Consider the following 20,367-nt stretch of genomic DNA (forward strand, 5'->3'; position numbering starts at 1 on the left):
CGGCGGGGCGGACGCCTCCTCTTGTCGCACTCGCACAGGGAGGGCCGCTCCGAACGGGAGGATCCGGACAAGGGCGGGCCGTCGCGCGCGGCGCTCGGAGCGGCCTCGCGGGAGCCGCCGCTACCGTGGCGGCATGCTCCTCCCGCTCGCCTCCGCCGTCTCTCCCCGCGTCCTCGCGCTCGAGTCGGCGGGGTCGACGAACGACGAGCTCCGCGAGCGGGCGGCCGCCGACCCCGCCGCGTGGCCGCACCTCTCCGTCGTCGCCACCGGCGACCAGCGCGCCGGGCGCGGCCGGCTGGGGCGCGTCTGGCAGGCGCCCGCGGGCCGCACGCTCGCGGCCTCGACGCTGGTCGACGCCTCCGCCCTCGGCGCCGAGGCCTCCGGCTGGCTGCCGCTCGTGGCCGGCGCCGCTCTCGCCCGGGCCCTCGCACCCCTCGTCGACGGGGACGTCGCCGTCAAGTGGCCCAACGACGTCCTGATCGACGGCCTGAAGGTCGCGGGGATCCTCGCCGAGCGCCTGCCGGACGGGCGGGTCGTCGTCGGCACGGGCGTGAACCTGCTGCTGACGGAGGCGGAGCTGCCGGTCCCGTCCGCCACCTCGCTCGCCCTCGCCGGAGCGCGGACGACGAGCGCCGACGAGGTGCTCGCCGCGTTCCTGACCGGGTTCCAGGGTCTGCTGGCTCCGCTGCTCGCCCAGGGCGACGCCGAGGCCTCCGGAGCGGCCGCCGCCGTCCGCGCCTCCTGCGGCACCCTCGGAACGCGCGTCCGGCTCGAGCTGCCTGACGGCACGCAGGAGGAGGGGACCGCCGCCGCACTCGCCCCAAACGGCTCGCTCCTGCTCGATCAGGGCGGCGCGCTGCGCTCGTTCACGGCCGGCGACGTCACGCATCTGCGCTCCTGATGGCCAGGACCGACCCCGCCGACCGCGAGCTGGCGCGGCTGACCCCGCGCGCCCGCCGGGCGGTCGCACCGGTCGTCGGCCTCCTCCTGCTCACGTGGACGGGCTTCTACTTCGCCGCGCAGTTCGAGCTCGCCCTGCAGCGCTGGATCATCGGGCTCGGCACCGCACTTCTGGTGCTGCTCCTCTGCGCTCCCGGGATCGCGGGCTGGGCGAGCGTGCGCTACCGCGTGACCGCCTCCGGCCTCAGCGCGCGCCGGGGCGTGGCGTCGATCCGGCGGGCCGAGGTGGTCTTCGATCGGAGGATGGAGGTCGCGGTCGAGCGCTCCCTCGGCCAGCGCCTCGCCCGGTGCGGCGACGTCCGGATCCTGCAGGCGGGAGCCGAGGTGTTCGTGCTGCGGGACCTGCCGGATCCGGAGCTCACGGCCGACCTGCTGCGGGAGGCGATCGGCGCGGCTCCCGCTCTCGAGCAGGAGTGGCCGCCGCCCGCGTGAGCGCGTCGGGGCCTCGGTAGCATGGAGCCGCCCCGCGCCAGCGGGCGGAGACGGAGGAGCGCCATGCGCGTCGGCGTGATCGGGGGCGGCCAGCTCGCTCGGATGATGATCCCCGCGGCGGTGGAGCTCGGCATCGAGATCGCCGTGCTCGCCGAGAGCGAGGGCGCCCCGGCGGGGCTCGCCGCGACACGGGTCGGCGACCACCGCGACGAGGCGACCGTGCTCGCCTTCGCCGAGACCGTGGACGTGGTCACGTTCGACCACGAGCACGTTCCCCAGCCGATCCTCCGCGAGCTCGTCGCCCGCGGCGTCGCCGTGCACCCCGGGCCCGACGCCCTGCTGTTCGCCCAGGACAAGCTGATGATGCGGCGCCGCCTGACCGAGCTCGGCGTGCCCGTGCCCGAGTGGGCCGAGGTCTCCTCCGCCGAGGAGCTGGGGGAGTTCCTGGCCGAGCACGGCGGCAGCGCCGTGGTGAAGACCGCGCGCGGCGGCTACGACGGCAAGGGCGTTCGCGTGGTGCGCGGCGCCCACGAGGCGGACGACTGGTTCACCGCCCTCGCCGAGGACGGCCGGGGCGGCTCGCTCCTGGTCGAGGAGCTGGTGGGCTTCCGCCGCGAGCTCGCGCAGCTCGTCGCCCGGCGTCCCTCCGGCGAGAGCATCCTCTGGCCGGTGGTGGAGTCCGTGCAGCGCGACGGCGTCTGCGCCGAGGTGATCGCTCCGGCCCCCGCGTCCGCCGGCCGGCTCGCAGCCGCCGCGGCCGAGATCGCGCAGACGATCGCCGACAGCCTCGGGGTCACCGGCGTCCTGGCCGTCGAGCTGTTCGAGACGACGGACGACCGGATCCTGGTCAACGAGCTGGCCATGCGCCCGCACAACAGCGGCCACTGGACGATGGACGGATCGACCACGTCGCAGTTCGAGCAGCACCTGCGCGCGGTCCTCGACCTGCCGCTCGGCGCGACGGGCTGCCGCGACCCGTGGACCGTGATGGTCAACGTGCTCGGCGGCCCGGTGGGGGAGTCGCTGACCGACCGCTACCCGCGGGTGCTCGCCGATCACCCGGGTGTGAAGGTGCACAACTACGGCAAGGAGCCGCGACCGGGCCGCAAGGTCGGGCACGTGAACGCCGGCGGCGACGACCTCGACCTCGTGGTCTACGAGGCTCGCGCGGCGGCGGCCGTTCTCACGGACTGACCCGTACGATGGTCGCCGTGACGAGCCTGCCGACCTCCCCGACCCCTGCCGGAGCCCTCTCGTGAGCGCGGACGCGCTCGTGAACGGGCCTGCGCCGCTCGTCGGCGTCGTGATGGGCTCGGACTCGGACTGGTCCGTCATGCAGGCGGCGTCCACCGTCCTCGCCGAGTTCGGCGTGGCGCACGAGGTCCGGGTCGTCTCCGCGCACCGCACCCCGGAGGCGATGATCGCGTACGGACGCGAGGCCCGCGGCCGCGGCCTGAAGGTCGTCATCGCCGGGGCGGGCGGAGCCGCCCACCTCCCCGGCATGCTCGCCGCCGTGACCTCGCTCCCCGTCGTCGGAGTACCGGTCCCGCTCGCCCGCCTCGACGGGCTCGACTCCCTCCTCTCGATCGTGCAGATGCCCGCGGGCGTCCCCGTCGCCACCGTCTCCATCGGCGGAGCGCGGAACGCCGGACTGCTCGCGGTGAAGATCCTCGCGACCGCGGACGACGCCCTCTCCGCAGCGCTCGACGCCTTCGCCGCCGACCTCGAGGTGCAGGTCGCCGCGAAGAACGACGCCCTGGTGGCGGGCCTGTGACGGCCGTCGCCCTGCCGCTGCGGCACCCGGACGTCGCCTCCCGCGCCTTCATGACGCGGCGGGCGTGGTGGCTGCTGATCGTCAACCTGCTGGTGCCCGGGTCCGCTCAGGTCCTGGCGGGCAACCGCCGGCTCGGGCGCCTGGGGCTCGGCTTCACCCTCGGGCTCTGGGTCGCCCTCCTGGTCGCGGTGCTCCTCTACTTCGTCTTCCCGACCGGCCTCTACACGCTCGCGACCTTCGACCTCTCGATGCTCGCGCTCCAGGCCGCGCTCGTCGTCTACGGGGTGGTCTGGGCCGTGCTGACGCTCGACACCCTCCGCCTGATCCGCGTCGTCCGGGTGCGCCCGCGGATGCGCGGCGTGCTCGCGTTCGCGACGATCGCGCTGATGGCGGTCTCGGTCGGCACCACCGCCTACGGCACCTACCTGCTCGGCGTGACCCGGGGGACGCTGTCGTCGATCTTCGGCGGCGGAGCGATCGAGCAGCCGATCGACGGCCGCTACAACGTGATGCTCCTCGGCGGCGACGCGGGGGAGGACCGCGACGGTCTGCGCCCCGACAGCATCTCGGTGGTCAGCATCGACGCGTCGAGCGGCAAGGCCTCGATCATCGGCGTCTCGCGCGAGTTCGTCGACTTCCCGTTCCCCGAGACCAGCCCGATGCACGAGCTCTACCCCGACGGCTACGACACCGACAACTGCGCCGTCGACGTCTGCAAGCTCAACTCGGTCTACACCGAGGTCGAGCTGAAGCACCCGGAGCTCTACCCCGACGCCGTCGACCACGGCAGCGAGCCCGGCATCGAGGCGATGCGCGACGCGGTCGAGGGCATCCTCGACCTGAGGATCCAGTACTACGCGCTGATCGACATGGAGGGCTTCGCCCAGCTGATCGACGCGCTCGGCGGCATCGACATCGACTACGTGGCCGACGAGCCGCTGCCCCTGGGCGGGCTGCCCGACTCCGACGGCGTGATGCAGGGCGTCAACCAGTGGATCGATCCCGGGCACTGGCACTTCAACGGCGAGCAGGCCCTCGCCTACGCCCGCTCGCGCTACACCACGAGCGACTACGACCGGATGGCGCGCCAGCGGCAGGTGCAGGAGGCGCTGCTCGCCCAGTTCGAGCCGGGCAACGTCCTCGCCAAGTTCCAGGACGTCGCGTCCGCCGGGTCCCAGGTCATCAAGACGGACGTCCCGCAGGGGATGCTCGGCTACTTCGTGCAGCTGGGGCTCAAGACGAAGTCGCAGCCGGTGGATCCGATCGAGCTGGTCCCGCCGGCCGTCGACCCGGAGGACCCGGACTACGACGTCGTGCACTCGCTGGTGAGTGCCGGACTGTCGGGCGACTCCGCGCCGTAGACGGCCGGGTGCCGCACGCCTCAGAGGTCGGCGTGCAGCGCCCAGACGCGCTCCGCGGAGTCGCGCCAGCTGAAGGCGCGGGAGCGGTCGCGGCCGGCCACCGACATCCGCTCGCGCAGACCGGTGTCGGCGAGCACGCTGCTCATGGCGAGGGCGAGGCGGTCCGGGTAGTCCTTCGCGTCGCCGCGCTCGACGGCGACGCCGGCGTCCGCGGCGACCTCCATCAGCGCGGGGTCGTCGGAGTGCACCACCGGCACTCCGAAGTGCATCGCCTCGAGCACGGGCAGGCCGAAGCCCTCGGCGATGCTCGGGTAGACGAAGAGGGTGGCCCGGGAGAGGACGACGGAGAGGTCGGCGTCGCTGAGGACTCCCAGGGCGCGCACGCGCGTCTCGTCGAGGCCCTGCTCGTCGGCGACGGAGGCCACGTCCAGGTCGCCCCAGCCGGTCGGGCCGACCAGGAGCAGCGGGATCGCCGGGGCGGACGCTCCTCCGAAGGCCGCGATCAGCGAGACCAGGCCCTTGCGCGGCTCCAGCGTGCCGACGCTCAGCACGTACTCCGGGGGGAGGCCCAGCGCCGTGGCGCGCTCGTCGGCGTCCTCCGGGACGACCAGGCCGGAGCCGACGGCTCCGCCGATCACGCGCAGTCGATCGCCGAAGTCCATCAGCTGGGAGAGCTGGTGGGCGACCGCGTGAGTGGGGACGACGACGGCGTCCGCGTGCTTGCGGGCGCGCTTGGCCATCGCCCGGTGCCACTTCGCGCCGTGGGGGGTGAGAGTCTCGGGATGCGTCCACGGCACCGTGTCGTGGATCGTGACGGCGATCTGCTCGCCCTCGCTCCCGTCGTGGCTGCGCAGCGGTGCGAAGAGGCTCGGGGCGTGGATCATGCCGCCGCCGGCCGGGATGGCGATCCCGTACTGCCAGGCGCGCGAGAGCTCGCGGCGCCCGAGCGGCAGCCGGTGGATGCGCGCGAGGCCGGGCAGGCGCAGGCGCAGCTCCTCCTCCTTCTCGGGCGGGTGGGCGGAGACGACGGCCTCCACCTCGCAGTCGCGGGGAGCCGTCGCGATCAGCTCGCGGGTGAGCTCCTCGGTGTAGCGGCCGATGCCGCCGGGCACGCGGGCGAGCATCTGGTCGACGACGACGCGGAGAGTGGTGGTCACGGGGTCACCGCCTCGAGGGGTGCGGCGGCGAGCGCGTCCTGCCAGGAGCGCAGCGGCGGCAGGCCCGCCCGGCTCCAGCCGTCGTGTCCGAGGACCGAGTAGGCCGGACGCGGAGCGGGGCGGACGAACGAGCCGCTGTCGGTCGGGCGCAGGCGCTCGGGATCCAGGCCCGCCTTGGCGAAGACGGCACGGGCGAAGCCGAGCCAGGTCGTCTCGCCGGAGCTGGTGCCGTGGTAGACGCCGGCCGGGGCCTCCGCGTCGACCAGCTCGATCAGGCGCGCGGCGAGGTCGGCGGTCCAGGTGGGCTGGCCGTGCTGGTCGTCGACCACGGTCAGCGTCTCGTGCGCGCCCGCCAGTCGCACCATCGTCTTCGCGAAGTTGCCGCCGTGCTCGCCGTAGAGCCAGGCCGTGCGGACGACGTACCCGCGGTCCGGGTTGGCATCGAGCACCAGGCGCTCGCCCTCGGCCTTCGTGCGGCCGTAGGCCGAGATCGGGTTCCGGGGGTGGTCCTCGGAGTAGGGGGTCGTCGCGGAGCCGTCGAAGACGTAGTCGGTGGAGACCTGCACGAGTGCGGCTCCCGTCTCGGCGGTGGCGAGGGCGAGGTTGCGCGCTCCGACGGCGTTGACGCGGTGCGCCTCCTCCTCGTCGGTCTCGGCGTCGTCGACGCAGGTGTACGCGGCGCAGTTCACCACGGCGTCGTGTCCCGCGACGGCGGCGCGCACGGCGTCGAGGTCGGTCACGTCGAGGTCGGAGCGGCCGAGGGCGGTGCTGGGGCGGGAGCCGAGGGCCGCGCGCAGGTCGGTGCCGAGCATGCCGGAGGCGCCCGTGATGAGGAAGGTCACCTCCTCATCATGCCCGAGCGGTCCGTCGGCCGACGGTCGGCGCTCCGGCACGCCGCCGGGTGGCGCAGAGAGGCGTCGCGGGCCCGTGACACGCCGTCGTTAAACTGGCGACCGTGCAGATCCAAGAGCTCGACATCCCCGACGTCTACGAAGTGACTCCGCGCCAGTTCCCCGACGATCGCGGGGTCTTCTACGAGTTCTACCGCTTCGACCGCCTGGCCGAGAAGGTCGGGCACCCGCTCTCGCTGCGGCAGGGCAACACCTCCGTCTCGCGGCGCGGCACCGTCCGCGGCATCCACTTCGCGCAGATCCCGCCGTCGCAGGCCAAGTACGTCTCGTGCTTCTCCGGCGCGGTCCTCGACTACGTGATCGACGTGCGCGTCGGGTCGCCGACCTTCGGGCGCTGGGAGTCGATCCTGCTCGACGACGTCGACCGCCGCTCCGTCTACATCGCCGAGGGCGTCGCGCACGCCTTCGTGGCGCTGACCGAGGGCGCCGTGGTCTCGTACCTCGTGAACGCCACCTTCGACCCGGTGCGGGAGAAGGGGATCGACCCGCTCGACGAGCAGATCGGCCTGCGCTTCCCGGAGGAGGCCGGCGAGCTGCTCCTCTCACCGAAGGACACCGACGCACCGACGCTGGCCGAGGCCGAGGCGCAGGGCCTGCTGCCGACCTGGGACGAGGCGCGGGCCTTCTACACGGAGCTCGACTCCGCGTCCTGACCGCCGATCCGGCGGACGGGCCGCCCGGCGCCGGCCAGGCGGCACGCCCGACCGGACCGGATCAGCTCTTCGAGCGCAGGCGCATCAGCGCGACCCGGGCGCCCAGCCCGGCGCGCACCGCCGCACGGATCGGCGCCTGGTACCAGGCCCCGTACTTCTGCGCGAGGTAGAGGTAGGCGCTGCGGTGGTGGACCGCGAGCATCCGCGCCGAGGCCAGGCGGGTGGAGTGCCCGCCGAGGTGGAAGACGACCGCGTCGGCGAGGTAGACGTTGGTCCACCCGCGCTGTCCGAGCGAGTCGCCCAGCTGGACGTCCTCGAAGTACATGAAGTAGCGGTCGTCGAACCCGCCGATCTCCTCGAAGGCCGTGCGGCGCACCATCACGCAGGCGCCGGAGAGCCAGCCCGCCTCCATCCGGCCGTGGCGGAGGGTCTCGACCGCGCGCGAGCGCCGGTAGGTCGCCGACCACGGGTTGCCGGGCCAGACGTGGGCGAAGACGGCGTGCCCGACGCCCGTGCCGAGCGAGGGCAGAGCGCGGGCGGAGGGGTAGATCGTGCCGTCGGAGTCGAGGATCCGGGGCCCGATCGAGCCGATCCGGTCGTCCGCCGTCGCGGCGGCGTAGAGGGCGTCGATCGAGCCGGGGAGGAAGACCGTGTCCGGGTTGGTCACCAGGATCCACTCCACTTCGGGCCCGAGGCGCTCGACCGCGTAGTTGACGGCCCGGCCGTAGCCGAGGTTCTGCCCGGTCTCGTGGAACTCGACCTGCGGCAGGCGCTCGACGACGCTGCGGACGGAGTCGTCCGTGGTCAGGTTGTCGACCACCACGATGCGCACGTCGTGCTCCGTCGCCTCCGGCACGGACTCGAGGCACGCGCGGAGGACCTCACCCGAGAAGTGGGTGACGACGACGACCGCGATGGGCAACGTCGAGCGGGCGATGGGAGCCTCCGGGTGGTGCGGCGTCGACGGGAGGAGTGCCCCGTCGGAAGAACTCGACGAGGCTAGCACGCGGCTCGAGCGGGGCCCGGGAGCCTGCGGCCCTCAGCGGACGATGTCGACGGGCTCGGTGCTGACGGCCACGGCGGCGGGGGAGACCGTCTCGATCGCGGGCAGCGCATCGTGCGCCGGACGGCGGAAGACGACGAACTTGTACATGCAGAAGTTCCACACCAGTCCCACGAGGACGGCGACGGCCTTGGCGATGTTGATCGCGAGGAAGGCGTTCTCGCCGGAGCTAGGGAGGAAGAGCAGCGAGTTGCCGAAGCGGGTGTCGAAGAAGACCTCGAAGCCGTAGATGATCGCCGACTGCAGGACCAGCGAGCTGAACCCGGTGACGAGGAAGAACTTCGCGAACGTGGCGACCGAGACCCTGCCCGGGTGGCGGAAGACGAAGAAGTGGTTCAGCGCGTACGAGATCGTGATGCCGACCAGGACGGAGAAGACGTTGGCGACGAGGGTCGGCAGACCGAGCAGGAGCACGAGCGTGTTGAGGATGAGGAAGTCGATCGCCGTGTTGGTGCAGCCCGCGATGAGGAAGCGGACCTTCTGCGATTCGAGGAGTCTCTTCATCTGCGGTGCTCTTTCCCGTCCCCCTCTGGCGTCGATGCCCGACCGTCGGGCTCCGACGGGCGTCCATCGGGGCAGGCGAACAAGGGGTGAACCGCCGTGCACTGTCGTCCATCGTAACCGCGGAGCCCTGCCGGGCGGTCGAACGGCCGGTGCCATGTTCCTGAGAGAGTGCGCGGGCGGGGCGGCGGGCCGCGGGGCGCGCTCGGAGGCTCGCGAGCACCGCCTCGTTATACTCGCAGGGCTCTCACCGGTCAGCCGGTGCACCGGAAGAACGGATCCTCCCCGCCTCATGCGCTCCCTCGCCGTCGTCGTCCCCACCTACAACGAAGTCGCGAACATCGCGACGGCGCTGCCGCGGGTCGCGCTCGCGGCGTCCCGCAACCCTGACTTCCACGTGACCGTCGCCGTCATCGACGACAGCTCCCCCGACGGCACCGCGGACCGCGCGCGCGAGCTCGCGGCCGAGCTCGGATCCGACACCTTCGAGGTCCTCGTGCTGTCGCGCGAGAAGAAGGAGGGGCTCGGCGCGGCGTACATCTGGGCCTTCCAGCACCTCCTCGCGGCCGAGCGCCGCTACGACTACCTGCTGCAGATGGACGCCGACCTCTCGCACGACCCGGACTACATCGACGCCTTCCTCCGCGAGGTGCGCGCGGGCGCCGACTTCGTGGTCGCCTCCCGCTACATCGCGGGCGGGGGCACTCCCGACTGGACGCTCGACCGCAAGCTGCTGAGCGGTGGCGGCAACCTCTACACGCGCCTCTTCCTCGGCTCGAAGATCACCGACTGGACCGGCGGCTTCAACCTCTTCAGCGCGGACCTCCTGCGCACCCTCCACCTCGAGACGATCCGCGCAGCCGGCTACGGCTTCCAGATCGTGCTCAAGTACCGGGCGCTGCGCCGGGCCCGCGGAGTGAAGGAGATCCCGATCGTCTTCCTCGACCGCACGGTCGGCAACTCCAAGATCCCGAGCGACACCCTCCTGAAGAACCTCCTGCTCGTCCTGGCCATCCGGTTCGGCGGGAAGCACCGGTGACGGCGGGTCCGACGGGATCCCCTCGGACCCGGAGGGCCCTCCTCGAGCTCGCCGCCCTCGCCGTCGTCGTCAGCGGGACCCTGCTCGTGCTCGGATTCATGGTCGGCACGCCGTGGCGGCCGCTGCTCTTCCGCGACGGCGACTCGCTGGCGCTGCCGCTGATCCTGCAGTCCTTCACCGAGGGCCGCCCGGCGGCGTGGGTGATGACGAGCCAGCTCTTCCTCTTCCCCGAGCTCCCCGTCTTCGGCGTCGCGTGGCTGCTGACCGGTGGCGATCCCGCGGCGGCGCTCGCGGTCAACGCCGTGCTCAACGTCGTCCTCCTCTACGGCGTGCTCCGGATGCTCGCGCGACGGCTCGTCGCGGACCGGCACCGCCGGCTGCGGCCCGCGGCCGCGCTCGCCGGCATCGCCGTGCTGCTGGTGCTCTGCTTGACGGAGGGCCGCGCGCTCAACAACGAGGGGGCCCTGGCGACCACCTTCCTCCTCACGACCTACTACTACGGCGCGGTGCTCACAGGCCTCGCCGGGCTCGCCGTCGCTCTGGGCGCACTGCGCGAGCGCCGTCCGGCCGCGCGTCCGCTGCTCCTGGTCGGGGCGGCCGTCGCCGCGACGACCCTCTCCGATCCGCTCCTCCTGGTGCAGTTCGTCGGCCCCCTGCTGGTGGTCCTCGTCGTGCTGCTGGTGCTCGCTCTCGCTGCTCCCCGAGCGGTGATGATCGTCGCGGGCACGGTCCTCGGGGCCGCCGCGCTCGGAGCCGCGCTGCGGGTCCCGCTCGGCTTCCTGATCGGGACCGACGCCGGCGGGTACCTCCGGCTGCCGCTCGCCGGGACGGCACTGGACGACCTGATCGTGCAGTTCCTGGTGCTGAAGGCGCCGCTGATCGGCAAGCTCGAGGTGGCGCTGCTGGGTCTGCTGCTGCTGGCGGCCCTCGCCGTCGTCGTGGCCGGTGCCGCCCGACTGGCGCGGGGAGCCGCCCTCGACGAGGCGGCCCGTGCGCGCTTCGCGGTGTGCGCGTTCCTGCCGGCGCAGACGGCGGTGCTCCTGGTGGTGCAGGTCTTCACCGGCAGCTCGGTCAGCCGCTACCTGATGCCGATCCCGGTGACCGCGACCGTGGTCGTGATCGCCCTGATCGGCGCCGCGGCGGCGCACCGGCGTGCTGCGGGCACGCGGCTGGCGCCGGTCGTCCGCGTCGTCGCTCCGCTGGCCGCCGCAGGCCTCGTCGTCGCCGCCGTGCCGACCACAACGGCGGTCGCCTCCGCGGCGGCCGAGGCGCGATCGGACCCGGACGCCGACTGCCTGGAGCGCTGGATCGACGGCCGCGAGCTCGCGGGCGTCGGCTCGTTCTGGTCTACGCGGCCGCTGGACCTCTACGGGCCGGCCTCGCTGCACGTCCAGCAGGTCAACTTCGACTTCACGGTGCAGCTGTGGATGAACAACCTGAGCGACTACCGCGACCGGCAGTACAGCTTCGTCCTGGCCGACCGCTCGCCCGACTGGGCGGGGCTCGCGCGCGGGACGCTCGGCGCTCCCTCCGATATCGTCGCCTGCGGGGGGTTCGACATCTACGACTACGCGGGCACCGACGGCGAGACCGAGCTGAACCGGATCGTCCAGACCAGCGTGGAGGAGCAGCGCCGTGAGCGCGGCTACTGACGTGCGCGGCCCGCGGACGGCGAGTCGGCGGCGCCGGACGCTCGTAGAGCTCGGATGGGCCCTCGTCGCCGCCCTCGTCTCGGTCGTCGCCGCCGTGCTCGCGCTCGGGATCGGGCCGCAGGACCTGACGGCCCGCTGGACCGTGGGCGGCGACGACCAGATCCTGCACTACACGCTCTTCACCAGCGCCACGCAGGCGTTCCCGTTCGACGGCAACGCGGCGCTCGGCTTCCCCGACGGGTTCAACGCCTTCTTCAGCGCGCAGTTCGACGTCGCCTCCGCCCTCGCCGTGTCGGTCCTGGCCCTCGTGGTGCGCGACGGGACGACGCTCCTGAACGTCTTCTACCTGGGCACGTTCGCGACGGTCGCCGTCACCGGCTACGTGTTCTTCCGCGCCCTCCGCACGCGGCCCTGGGTCGCGGCGTTCTCCGCGGTCCTGCTGTCGCTGCTGCCGTACCACTTCCTCCGGATCGGATTCGGCCACGCGTTCCTCGCCAACTACTGGGCGATCCCGCTCCTGGGCGTGATGGTGCTGATGGTCGCCGGACCGCGCACCGATCCTCTCCGAGCCTGGGCCGAGCGGGGCGCGACGCGGAGGAGCCGCGTACTGCGCTCCGTCGTCCCGGGAGTCGTGCTCGGGCTCCTGGTGGCGAGCACGGGCGGCTACTACTACGTCTTCGCGGTCCTGGTCCTCGGAGCGACCTGGGCGGTGAGCACGGCCGCCGGGCTCCTCTCCCGCGAGCGGCTGCGCGTGCTCGCGGTCTCGTCGGTGCCGATCCTCGCGCTCGGCGTGTTCGTCGGGCTCTCGCTGCTGCTGCTCTCGCTCGACTTCGGGGAGCGCTACAGCCCGTACTTCACGTCGCGGACCGTGGGGGAGTCGGAGGCCTACGCCGGCAAGCTCGTGCTGCTGGGCCTGCCCTGGTCGGGGACCGGGCTGCCGCAGGGGTACGGCCTGCTGAACACCTACGCGGGCCAGTCCGGCGTGGCGCCGACGACGGAGCCGCCCGGGTTCTCGATCCTCGCCAGCGTCGCGCTCCTGATCACGCTCGTGGCGCTTCCGATCACCGCGCTCGGCGGCGGACGGGCGCTCCGTGCGACCGCGGTCGGCCGGTTCTTCTCGGACGCCCGCGTGCGCGTCCTCGCCGTGGCGACACTGGCCGCGCTCCTCTTCTACACGGTGACGGGCCTGGGCGTCGTGGTCTCGCTGGTGGCGGGGCCGACGATCCGTGCGTGGGCGCGGATGTCGATCGTCATCGCGGTCCTCGTCCTCGGCGTGCTCGCGCTCCTGCTCGATCGGATCACGGCCCGTGGCGGTGTCCGGATCGTCGTGGCGGCGCTGCTCGCCGCCGTCGCCGTCATCGATCAGCTGGCCGGAGTATCGGCCGCGGTGCCGATCGCTCCGACCGACGACTCCGAGATGCGCTCGTTCGTGTCGGAGGCCGACGCGCAGCTGGACGACGGCTGCGGTGTGGTGGAGCTCCCCCTGAAGAGCTTCCCCGACAGCGGGCGGATCGGAGCGCTCTCCGACTACGACGAGGCGCTGCCCTACCTCGCGACCGAGGAGGGACGCCTCCGCTGGAGCTACGGGGCTGTGGAGGGCACCTACGGCTGGGACGTCTGGGGCGACGTCGACGACCCCGCGGAGTTCGCCGACGCCGTGGCGGGCAGCGGCGCCTGCGCCGTCTACGTGGACACCGCCGGCTACACCGACGACCCCGACGGCTGGCGGCCCTACGTCGAGGCGGCGACGGGGGACGTCGAGCCCGAGGTCGCCTCCGCCTCCGGGCGCTGGCTGCTGTTCACGACCCGGCGCTGATCAGCGGTCGTCGAAGGCCAGCTCGAGCAGGCGCCGGGCGGTGCGGTCCCACCCCGGGATCGGCTCCGGTGCGAGTCGCCGGGGACGGCGCAGCGCCTCTCCGATCGCGGCCGACCACCCGGTGCGGTCCGCCGGGTCGATGAAGACGGCGGCGGACTCCCGCCCGGCGAGCGCGTCGCGGAGGCCGGGGATGTCGGCCGCGAGCACCGGGGTGCCGCAGGCGACGGCCTCGAGGGCGGGCAGGCCGAAGCCCTCGTGCCAGGAGGGCATGGCGACGGCGTCGGCGCCCGTGAGCAGGGCCGGCAGATCCTCGTCGGCGACGTAGGAGGAGGCGAAGCGCACGTCGGCTCCTGCGGCGACCGCGCGAGCGACGGCGGAGTGGACGTCCTCGTTGTCCCAGCCGTCCCCGCCGACCAGGAGCAGGGTGTGGTTCTCCGGCCGCTCGGCCTGCCGGTACGCGTCCACCAGGGTGACGAGGTTCTTGCGGCGCTCGATCGATCCGACGAAGAGCAGGTAGGACCCGAGCCCGTGCTCCGCGCGGACCCGCGCCACCTCCTCCTCGCCGCGGGCATGGAAGAGGTCGGCGTCGATCGTGGTCGGCAGCACGCGGACGCGCGCCGGATCGACGCCCAGAGCGCTCTCGACCTCGGCTGCGGAGGACGGGGTGCCGGTCAGGACCAGATCGCTGCGCCGGATCCACCGGGGCACGGACCGCGACAGCAGCTCTCGGCGCTCGCGCGGAACGAGCTCGGGCATCACAGCGAAGCAGACGTCGTGCACGAAGGTGATCGAGCGGGAGCGGGCGAGCGGCCAGCTCCGGAAGTTCGGGAAGAAGTAGGCGCCGCGGCCGAGCAGGAGGTCGATCCCCGGCGCGGGCACTCGGGTCAGTGCGCTCCACACCGGCCGGGGCAGCGGCACCGGTCGGACGCGCAGCGTACGGAAGCCGAAGCGCCCGAGCGAGCCCGCCTCGCTCGCCGGGACGACGAGGAGCACCTCGACCTCTGCGGCGGTCGCGTCGGTGTCCAGCGCGTGCAGCAGGCCGAGCAGGACGCGGCCGACCCCGGTCAGGCGCGGCGCCGCGAGGGCGGTCGCGTCGACCAGGAGGCGGCGGCGCCGCGCGGTCACGGCCTGCTGAGGCGGACGGTGGAGTCGATGTCGACGACGCCGTCGTGCACGGAGGCCCGCTCGACCGTGAAGGTCGCGGCGACCGGGATCCGCATGGTCTCGCCCTGCGAGAAGGTGGCCGAGGAGGCGTGCACGGCGTAGTTGCCGGCGCCGAGGTGCAGGTCGGGGAGGGTGAAGGTGACCGTCATCTCACCGTCGACCGCGCTCAGCGGGGTGCCGATGCGCTCGGTGTTCGTCCCGAAGACGCGCTGGCCGAGGGGCGTGTCGATGCCCATGCCGATGTTCCAGTCGTCGACCGGGCGGCTGGTGCGCACCGTGACGTCGAACTCGAGGGTCTCGCCGCTGCGGACGACCGTGCCGCCGTGCTCGATGGATCCGCCGCGCAGTCGGCAGCCCAGGATCTCGATGAGCTGGGGGGCGGGCTCGTCCGCAGCCTCGGCGGCCTCGGCCTCGCGTTCCTGGCGGGCGGCCCGACGGTCCTCGAAGCTCTCGCGGAGGACCTGGAGCCCCTCCGAGGTCTCGCCGTCGAAGACGACGGTGCCCTTCTCGAGGACGATGGTGCGGTCGCAGAGCTCGCCGACCTGCTCGAGCGAGTGGGTGACCAGCACGATGGTCTTCCCCGCGCGCTGGAAGGCGCGGATGCGGTCCATGCACTTGCGCTGGAACGGCTCGTCGCCGACGGCGAGCACCTCGTCGACCAGCAGCAGGTCGGGATCGGTGTGGATCGCGATAGCGAAGGCGAGCCGCACGTACATGCCCGACGAGTAGAACTTGACCTGGGTGTCGATGAACTCGGCGATCTCGGAGAAGTCGACGATCGAGTCGAACTTGCTGTCCAGCTCGCTGCGCGAGAGTCCGAGGATCGCGCCGTTGAGGTAGACGTTCTCGCGCCCGGTGAGGTCGGGGTGGAAGCCCGCTCCGAGCTCGAGGAGCGCGGCGAGGCGTCCGCGGCGCTCCACGGTGCCGGTCGTCGGCTGCACGATGCCGCCGATGAGCTTGAGGAGCGTGCTCTTGCCCGATCCGTTCGCGCCGATGAGGCCGACGGTCGAGCCCAGTGGGATCTCGAGGTCGACGTCGCGGAGTGCCCAGAACTCGTCACGGTGCTTGCGCCCGCGGCCGAAGTTGACGATCCGCTCCTTGAACGACTTGTCCTTGCGGATGACGAAGCGCTTGGAGGCGTTGCGCACCCGGACGACGGTCGGGGTGCCGGAGGAGGCGGGCACGGACTCCTGCTTGCTGGTGAGGGTCACGATCAGATCTCCTGGGCGAAGTTGCCCTCGAGGCGGCGGAAGATCCGGTGGCCGATCCACACGAACACCAGCCCGACGACGAGGACGATGAGAAGGCGCAGCTCCATGTCCGGCGGCCACACCTGGGGGGCGATCTCGTTGCCGTCGATGATGCTGACGCGCGAGCCGTCTCCCCAGATCGCGCGCTGGAAGGCGAGGATCGCGTTAGAGATCGGGTTGATGAGGTAGAGCTGCTCGGCCCAGCCGTGGCCCGCTCCGGTCGAGGCGGCGACGACGAAGTTCCACGCGTAGACGATGGGGGAGAGCCAGAAGAAGATCTGCAGCCCGACCTCGACGAGGAACTGGACGTCGCGGAGGTAGACGTTGAGGGCCGAGAGGGCCAGGGCCAGCGCGAGGCCGTACACGAGCACGATCGCCAGCGCGGGCACGATGTAGAGGAGCTGGACGCCGAAGATCAGCGAGCCCGTGAGGACGGCTCCCGCGATCAGGACGACGAACTGCACACCGAAGTTGAAGAGGGCCGAGCCGATGGCCGCCACCGGGAAGATCTCCCGCGGCAGGTACACCTTCTTGATCAGTCCGCCGTTGCCGAGGATCGACGTGGTGCCCGCGGTCACGATCTCGCTGAACAGGCCCCAGAGGGTGAGCCCCGAGAAGACGAAGATCGCGAAGTTCGGGACGCCGCGAGAGGCCCCGAGGATCTGGCCGATCGCCACGTAGTAGATGAGGAGCATGATCAGCGGCCGGACGAGGCTCCAGACGAAGCCCAGGCTGCTGTCCTTGTAGCGCGACTTCAGCTCGCGCCCCACGAGCAGGCGGAGCAGCTCGCGGTGCCGCAGGATCTCGGCGAGGGAGGCGACGAAGCCGCCCGAGCCGCCGCCGACGGCCGACGTGGTGCCGGCGATCTGGAACGGCTCGTCGGCGATCGCGCGCGCGCGATCCACAGCTTTGCTGGGCATGGAACTCCAAGCTCTCGGCCTCCGCCGGGCGACGGACCGCATCATTATACGTGCGGCCCACCCTGGAGCCCCCTGGCTGGCGTGCCGGTGCGCGGCGCATGGCGGGTAGTCTTGCTCCCGCTCGCCGACTGAACGACACGAACGAGGTGTTCGCCATGCCCACGCAGCCTTCCGACGTCCCCCTGGACCCGGCGCCGCAGAGCGCTGGGGACCCCGCCCCCGTCCTCGGCGGCACGGGCGAGGACGCTCCTCCCGCTCCCGACCCGAGCCTCGAGTCGGCCGTCGGCGACGCCGCTCCCGCCGCCGTCCCGGCCGAGCCCGCCCGCACGTCCGGGGCTCCCATCGAGCCCCGTCTCGCCGAGCCCGAGTCCCCGGACGAGGAGCTCGCCCGCCTGCGCGCGCAGGTCGACTCCCTCCTCAACGACCCCTTCGACGAGTGGGTCGAGCGGATCCAGGTGGGCGGAGTGACCGCCTCCGGCTTCGAGCGCACCCTCTCCTGGCGGGTGACGAAGCCGCTCCGCCTGGTGCGCACCTTCCAGATCCGCGTCGAGCAGCTCGGGCTGTCGGGCGCCGTCGGCCACAGCGCGCGCTTCGTGAAGCGCCGCCTGTCCGGTCGGGCGCGATGAGCGACCGGTCGCAGGTCTCGGCCGCCGGCTCGGCCGCCGTGCGCGCCCACCGCACGGAGGCGATGCTGCAGCGCCTGGAGCAGATCGGCGCGCTCCTCTTCGACGAGGAGCGCCGCGCCTCGCTGCGCACCCGCGGGCCCGGCCCGTACCTCGACGAGGTGGCCCGAGAGATCCGCTCGCGCCAGGACGACGAGCTGACCTGGGTCGCGCTGGTGTCGTTCACGGCCGCGTACCCGACGAGCGAGCTGTTCGACTGGTTCCGCCGCGCCCTCGAGCTCGCCTCCGAGGAGGCGGCGCTGCGCATCTTCCTCGAGGCGGGCTCCCGCACCGCGACCGGGTTCGCCGATCTGGACGCCCGCGTCGAGGTCGTCACCGGGGCCGTCCTGATCGACGTCGACTTCCCCGCCCGCCACGGGCACAACACCGGCGTCCAGCGGGTCGTGCGCCAGACCGTGTCCCGCTGGGACGCCGAGCACGAGATCGTCCCGGTCGCCTGGGTCCACGGATCGATGTCCTTCCGGCGGCTGAGCGCGATCGAGCACGAGCGCGTCGTCGACTGGTCCTCCGCCGGGCGGCGCGACTGGGAGCACGGCGATCCGGAGCGCATCGAGTTCGTCGTGCCCTACCGCAGCGTCGTCGTCATCCCCTCGGTGCCGGACTACAACCAGTGCGGGCCGCTCGCGGCCCTCGCCGAGTACTCCGGCAACGAGGTCGTCGTCCTCGGCCACGACGCCATCCCCGTCGTCAGCGCCGACACGGTGCCGCCGGAGGAGACGGTGCGCTTCGTCAACTTCCTCTCCGTGGTCAAGCACGCCGAGCGCGTCGCCACGGTGAGCACCGCGGCCGCGCTGGAGTTCGAGGGCTTCGTGCGAGCGCTCCCCGCTCAGGGCCTCACCGGCCCGACCGTCGTCCCGGTCCCGCTGCCCGTGGAGCTCCCGGACGGCCTGCGCTCCGAGGGCCGGAGCGCGTCCGGCCTGCCGCTCGTGCTCTGCGTCGGCAGCCAGGAGCCCCGCAAGAACCACCTCGCGGTGCTGCACGCCGCCGAGGTCCTCTGGCGCGAGGGCCTGCGCTTCCGCGTCCGCTTCATCGGCGGGGCCAACCCGTGGGCGCACCAGGTCTTCGATCCTCGCGTGCGCGAGCTGGTCGCCGCCGGACGCCCGGTCGAGGTGCTCCGCGGAGCCGACGACGACGTCCTGATCGCGAGCTACCGGGAGGCGCTGTTCCTGGCGTTCCCGTCGCTGCACGAGGGGTACGGCCTGCCGGTCGCCGAGGCGCTGTCGATCGGGCTCCCCGTGCTGACCTCGCGCTACGGCAGCACGGCGCAGATCGCCGAGCACGGCGGATGCGTCCTGATCGACCCGGAGTCCGACGAGGAGATCACCGACGGCATGCGCCGCCTGCTGACGTCGCCGGAGCTCGTCGACGAGCTCCGCCTCGAGGCGGCCGAGCGGCCCGAGCGCACCTGGGACGACTACGCCCGGGAGCTGTGGGCCGCCCTGATCGGCCCCTCGGCCCTCATCGAGCACGAGGAGGCGCCCCGTGCGCTCTAAGCAGTACCTGGTCGACCGTCTCGCCACCCTGGTGCGCACCCTGGCCCCCACCGTGGAGCCGCTGGGCAGCGTCGACGCCCTCACGGGACAGCTGAGCGTTCTGCTGCCCGCCCCCACCGACCGCGAGGTCTGGCTGGTGCTCGCCGTCCTCCGCGGCACGCTCCCGCGCCGGGAGGACGTCGTCGACGGCCGCCGCCGGGCCCGGCTGGACGGCACCGCCGGTCTGCTCACCCACGCCGCGTCCACCATCGCCTCGAACCGGGTCTTCGCCCGCTTCCACCACCCCGAGGTCGAGGTGGTCGTCGGCGCGGTCGTCGTCGACGTTCACCACACCGCGCGCACGGGACTGGCCACGGGCATCCAGCGCGTGGTGCGCCAGAGCCTCGTCCGCTGGACGCGCGACCACGAGATCCTGCTCGCCGGCTGGGACTCGACCCACGAGTCGCTCGTCATGCTCACCCCGGAGCAGAGCCGGAACGCCGTCTCGGGCGACGTGCCCGACGCCGCGGAGGACCGCTCCCGCGTGATCGTCCCGTGGCAGGGCACCTACCTCCTGCCCGAGCTCGCCGTGGAGGACGAGCGGACGTCGCGCGTCTCCGCCCTCGCCGAGTTCAGCGGCAACCGCACGGGCACCATCGGCTTCGACTGCGTGCCGGTCACCACCGCCGAGACGGCGAGCACCGGCATCAGCGCCGCCTTCTCGCGCACGCTCGTCGCTGTGTCGCACATGGACCGCATCGCGACCATCTCCGAGGCGGCCGCGACCGAGTACTCCGGCTGGCGCCACATGCTCGGCAGCGTCGGGATGCAGGGGCCGGACATCCGGCCGATCCTGCTGCCCTCGCAGCCGGAGAGCGTCTCGGACGAGGAGCTGGCCACCGCCGCGCGCTCGCTGGTGACCGGTGACCTCCCGCTCGTCGTCTGCGTCGGCAGCCACGAGCCGCGGAAGAACCACCTGGCGGTGCTCCAGGCCGCCGAGCTGCTCTGGCGCCGGGGCGTTCGCTTCAGCCTGGTCTTCATCGGCGGCAACGCCTGGAGCAGCGCCGAGTTCGAGTACCGACTCGAGGTCCTCGAGGGCCAGGGCCGTCCGGTCCGCTCGCTCTCCAAGATCACCGACGCGCTGCTCTGGAGCGCCTACCGCCTGGCCCGGTGCACCGTGTTCCCCTCGATCAACGAGGGCTACGGTCTCCCGATCGTGGAGTCGATCTCGGTCGGCACCCCGGTCGTGACCTCCGGATTCGGCAGCATGCACGAGGTCTCCGCCTCGGGCGGCGCGCTGTTCGTCGATCCGCACGACGACCACGACATCGCCGCGGCCCTCGAGCGGCTGCTGACCGACGACGAGCTGCACGCGCGGCTCTCGGCGGAGGCGCTCGCGATCGACGGCGGCACCTGGGACGAGTACGCCGCCCGCGTCTGGTCGTACCTCGTCGAGGGAGACGGCGTCGACGAGCGGGCCCGGGCCGAGCAGTCGGACGCGACCGCCTAGGCGTCCTCGATCCACCGCGTGCAGAAGGCCCCCGCTCCAGCAGCGAGGG

At 72.8% G+C, this 20,367-nt stretch carries 19 protein-coding genes; 12 read left to right on the forward strand and 7 right to left on the reverse strand.

Annotated features, from left to right (window positions below):
• Positions 1-133: 133 nt before the first annotated feature.
• The 5 genes from C5D09_RS00875 to C5D09_RS00895 all read left to right on the forward strand — a co-directional run bounded on the left by C5D09_RS00875 (position 134) and on the right by C5D09_RS00895 (position 4,527).
• A complete protein-coding gene (locus tag C5D09_RS00875) occupies positions 134-901 on the forward strand; it encodes a biotin--[acetyl-CoA-carboxylase] ligase (protein ID WP_104268403.1) in 768 nt (255 codons plus the stop codon).
• Positions 901-1,392: a PH domain-containing protein gene (locus C5D09_RS00880; protein ID WP_104232824.1), complete on the forward strand. Its 492-nt coding sequence runs from the start codon at positions 901-903 to the stop codon at positions 1,390-1,392. The genes C5D09_RS00875 and C5D09_RS00880 overlap by 1 nt, the downstream gene beginning before the upstream one ends.
• Positions 1,393-1,455: 63 nt before the next feature.
• Positions 1,456-2,586, forward strand: coding sequence for a 5-(carboxyamino)imidazole ribonucleotide synthase (locus C5D09_RS00885; protein WP_104268404.1), 1,131 nt, complete (start codon positions 1,456-1,458; stop codon positions 2,584-2,586).
• 112 nt (positions 2,587-2,698) lie between these two features.
• On the forward strand, positions 2,699-3,166 hold the full coding sequence (gene purE / locus C5D09_RS00890; RefSeq protein WP_104225651.1) for a 5-(carboxyamino)imidazole ribonucleotide mutase: 468 nt from the start codon (positions 2,699-2,701) through the stop codon (positions 3,164-3,166).
• Positions 3,163-4,527: an LCP family protein gene (locus C5D09_RS00895; protein WP_258062765.1), complete on the forward strand. Its 1,365-nt coding sequence runs from the start codon at positions 3,163-3,165 to the stop codon at positions 4,525-4,527. The genes purE and C5D09_RS00895 overlap by 4 nt, the downstream gene beginning before the upstream one ends.
• A gap of 20 nt (positions 4,528-4,547) precedes the next feature.
• Here the strand turns inward: C5D09_RS00895 and C5D09_RS00900 are convergent, their stop codons facing one another.
• Both C5D09_RS00900 and rfbD read right to left on the reverse strand, forming a co-directional pair.
• Positions 4,548-5,684 carry a glycosyltransferase family 1 protein gene (locus C5D09_RS00900; RefSeq protein WP_258066869.1) on the reverse strand — a complete coding sequence of 379 codons (1,137 nt, stop codon included), beginning with the start codon at positions 5,682-5,684 and terminating at the stop codon, positions 4,548-4,550.
• Positions 5,681-6,526: a dTDP-4-dehydrorhamnose reductase gene (rfbD, locus tag C5D09_RS00905; protein ID WP_104268405.1), complete on the reverse strand. Its 846-nt coding sequence runs from the start codon at positions 6,524-6,526 to the stop codon at positions 5,681-5,683. The genes C5D09_RS00900 and rfbD overlap by 4 nt, the downstream gene beginning before the upstream one ends.
• 113 nt (positions 6,527-6,639) lie before the next feature.
• Here rfbD and C5D09_RS00910 point away from each other — a divergent pair, with 113 nt between their 5' ends.
• Entirely contained in the window at positions 6,640-7,248 is a 609-nt protein-coding gene (locus C5D09_RS00910) for a dTDP-4-dehydrorhamnose 3,5-epimerase family protein (RefSeq protein ID WP_104268406.1), read from the forward strand.
• Between the two features lie 61 nt (positions 7,249-7,309).
• Here C5D09_RS00910 and C5D09_RS00915 read toward each other — a convergent pair whose 3' ends face one another.
• Both C5D09_RS00915 and C5D09_RS00920 read right to left on the reverse strand, forming a co-directional pair.
• Positions 7,310-8,170, reverse strand: coding sequence for a glycosyltransferase family 2 protein (locus C5D09_RS00915; RefSeq protein WP_258066871.1), 861 nt, complete (start codon positions 8,168-8,170; stop codon positions 7,310-7,312).
• 117 nt (positions 8,171-8,287) lie between these two features.
• On the reverse strand, positions 8,288-8,815 hold the full coding sequence (locus tag C5D09_RS00920) for a GtrA family protein (RefSeq protein WP_104223158.1): 528 nt from the start codon (positions 8,813-8,815) through the stop codon (positions 8,288-8,290).
• A 289-nt stretch (positions 8,816-9,104) separates the two neighbouring features.
• Between C5D09_RS00920 and C5D09_RS00925 the strand changes: the two genes are divergently transcribed.
• Genes C5D09_RS00925 through C5D09_RS00935 form a run of 3 tightly spaced genes read left to right on the forward strand, consistent with a single transcriptional unit; the run spans position 9,105 to position 13,319 of the window.
• Positions 9,105-9,851, forward strand: coding sequence for a polyprenol monophosphomannose synthase (locus C5D09_RS00925; protein ID WP_104223157.1), 747 nt, complete (start codon positions 9,105-9,107; stop codon positions 9,849-9,851).
• A complete protein-coding gene (locus C5D09_RS00930; protein WP_104268407.1) occupies positions 9,848-11,503 on the forward strand; it encodes a hypothetical protein in 1,656 nt (551 codons plus the stop codon). Before C5D09_RS00925 ends, C5D09_RS00930 begins: the two co-directional genes overlap by 4 nt.
• Complete coding sequence (locus C5D09_RS00935; RefSeq protein ID WP_146085592.1) at positions 11,487-13,319, forward strand: hypothetical protein; 1,833 nt, start codon at positions 11,487-11,489, stop codon at positions 13,317-13,319. The genes C5D09_RS00930 and C5D09_RS00935 overlap by 17 nt, the downstream gene beginning before the upstream one ends.
• Here the strand turns inward: C5D09_RS00935 and C5D09_RS00940 are convergent, their stop codons facing one another.
• Genes C5D09_RS00940 through C5D09_RS00950 form a run of 3 tightly spaced genes read right to left on the reverse strand, consistent with a single transcriptional unit; the run spans position 13,320 to position 16,653 of the window.
• Positions 13,320-14,444, reverse strand: coding sequence for a glycosyltransferase family 1 protein (locus C5D09_RS00940; RefSeq protein WP_104268409.1), 1,125 nt, complete (start codon positions 14,442-14,444; stop codon positions 13,320-13,322). It abuts the gene before it with no gap.
• Complete coding sequence (locus C5D09_RS00945) at positions 14,441-15,694, reverse strand: ABC transporter ATP-binding protein (RefSeq protein WP_244229465.1); 1,254 nt, start codon at positions 15,692-15,694, stop codon at positions 14,441-14,443. Before C5D09_RS00945 ends, C5D09_RS00940 begins: the two co-directional genes overlap by 4 nt.
• 2 nt (positions 15,695-15,696) lie before the next feature.
• Positions 15,697-16,653, reverse strand: coding sequence for an ABC transporter permease (locus tag C5D09_RS00950; RefSeq protein WP_104223153.1), 957 nt, complete (start codon positions 16,651-16,653; stop codon positions 15,697-15,699).
• Between the two features lie 155 nt (positions 16,654-16,808).
• Here C5D09_RS00950 and C5D09_RS00955 point away from each other — a divergent pair, with 155 nt between their 5' ends.
• Genes C5D09_RS00955 through C5D09_RS00965 form a run of 3 tightly spaced genes read left to right on the forward strand, consistent with a single transcriptional unit; the run spans position 16,809 to position 20,318 of the window.
• Positions 16,809-17,279, forward strand: coding sequence for a hypothetical protein (locus C5D09_RS00955; RefSeq protein ID WP_104223152.1), 471 nt, complete (start codon positions 16,809-16,811; stop codon positions 17,277-17,279).
• Positions 17,276-18,829, forward strand: coding sequence for a glycosyltransferase (locus C5D09_RS00960; RefSeq protein ID WP_104268410.1), 1,554 nt, complete (start codon positions 17,276-17,278; stop codon positions 18,827-18,829). The genes C5D09_RS00955 and C5D09_RS00960 overlap by 4 nt, the downstream gene beginning before the upstream one ends.
• Positions 18,819-20,318 carry a glycosyltransferase family 1 protein gene (locus C5D09_RS00965; RefSeq protein WP_104232815.1) on the forward strand — a complete coding sequence of 500 codons (1,500 nt, stop codon included), beginning with the start codon at positions 18,819-18,821 and terminating at the stop codon, positions 20,316-20,318. Before C5D09_RS00960 ends, C5D09_RS00965 begins: the two co-directional genes overlap by 11 nt.
• Positions 20,319-20,367 lie beyond the last annotated feature (49 nt).

It is taken from the genome of Rathayibacter sp. AY1C9, from assembly GCF_002932315.1.
In the GTDB taxonomy this organism is placed as follows: Bacteria; Actinomycetota; Actinomycetes; order Actinomycetales; family Microbacteriaceae; genus Rathayibacter.

Bases quoted from the DNA above. Each gene is read 5' to 3' on its own strand.
- C5D09_RS00885 (WP_104268404.1), top strand. From the start codon at position 1,456: ATGCGCGTCGGCGTGATCGGGGGCGGCCAGCTCGCTCGGATGATGATC.
- purE (WP_104225651.1), top strand. From the start codon at position 2,699: ATGGGCTCGGACTCGGACTGGTCCGTCATGCAGGCGGCGTCCACCGTC.
- C5D09_RS00925 (WP_104223157.1), top strand. From the start codon at position 9,105: ATGCGCTCCCTCGCCGTCGTCGTCCCCACCTACAACGAAGTCGCGAAC.
- C5D09_RS00955 (WP_104223152.1), top strand. From the start codon at position 16,809: ATGCCCACGCAGCCTTCCGACGTCCCCCTGGACCCGGCGCCGCAGAGC.
- C5D09_RS00960 (WP_104268410.1), top strand. From the start codon at position 17,276: ATGAGCGACCGGTCGCAGGTCTCGGCCGCCGGCTCGGCCGCCGTGCGC.
- C5D09_RS00920 (WP_104223158.1), bottom strand. From the start codon at position 8,815: ATGAAGAGACTCCTCGAATCGCAGAAGGTCCGCTTCCTCATCGCGGGC.
- C5D09_RS00950 (WP_104223153.1), bottom strand. From the start codon at position 16,653: ATGCCCAGCAAAGCTGTGGATCGCGCGCGCGCGATCGCCGACGAGCCG.
- C5D09_RS00880 (WP_104232824.1), top strand. From the start codon at position 901: ATGGCCAGGACCGACCCCGCCGACCGCGAGCTGGCGCGGCTGACCCCG.
- C5D09_RS00875 (WP_104268403.1), top strand. From the start codon at position 134: ATGCTCCTCCCGCTCGCCTCCGCCGTCTCTCCCCGCGTCCTCGCGCTC.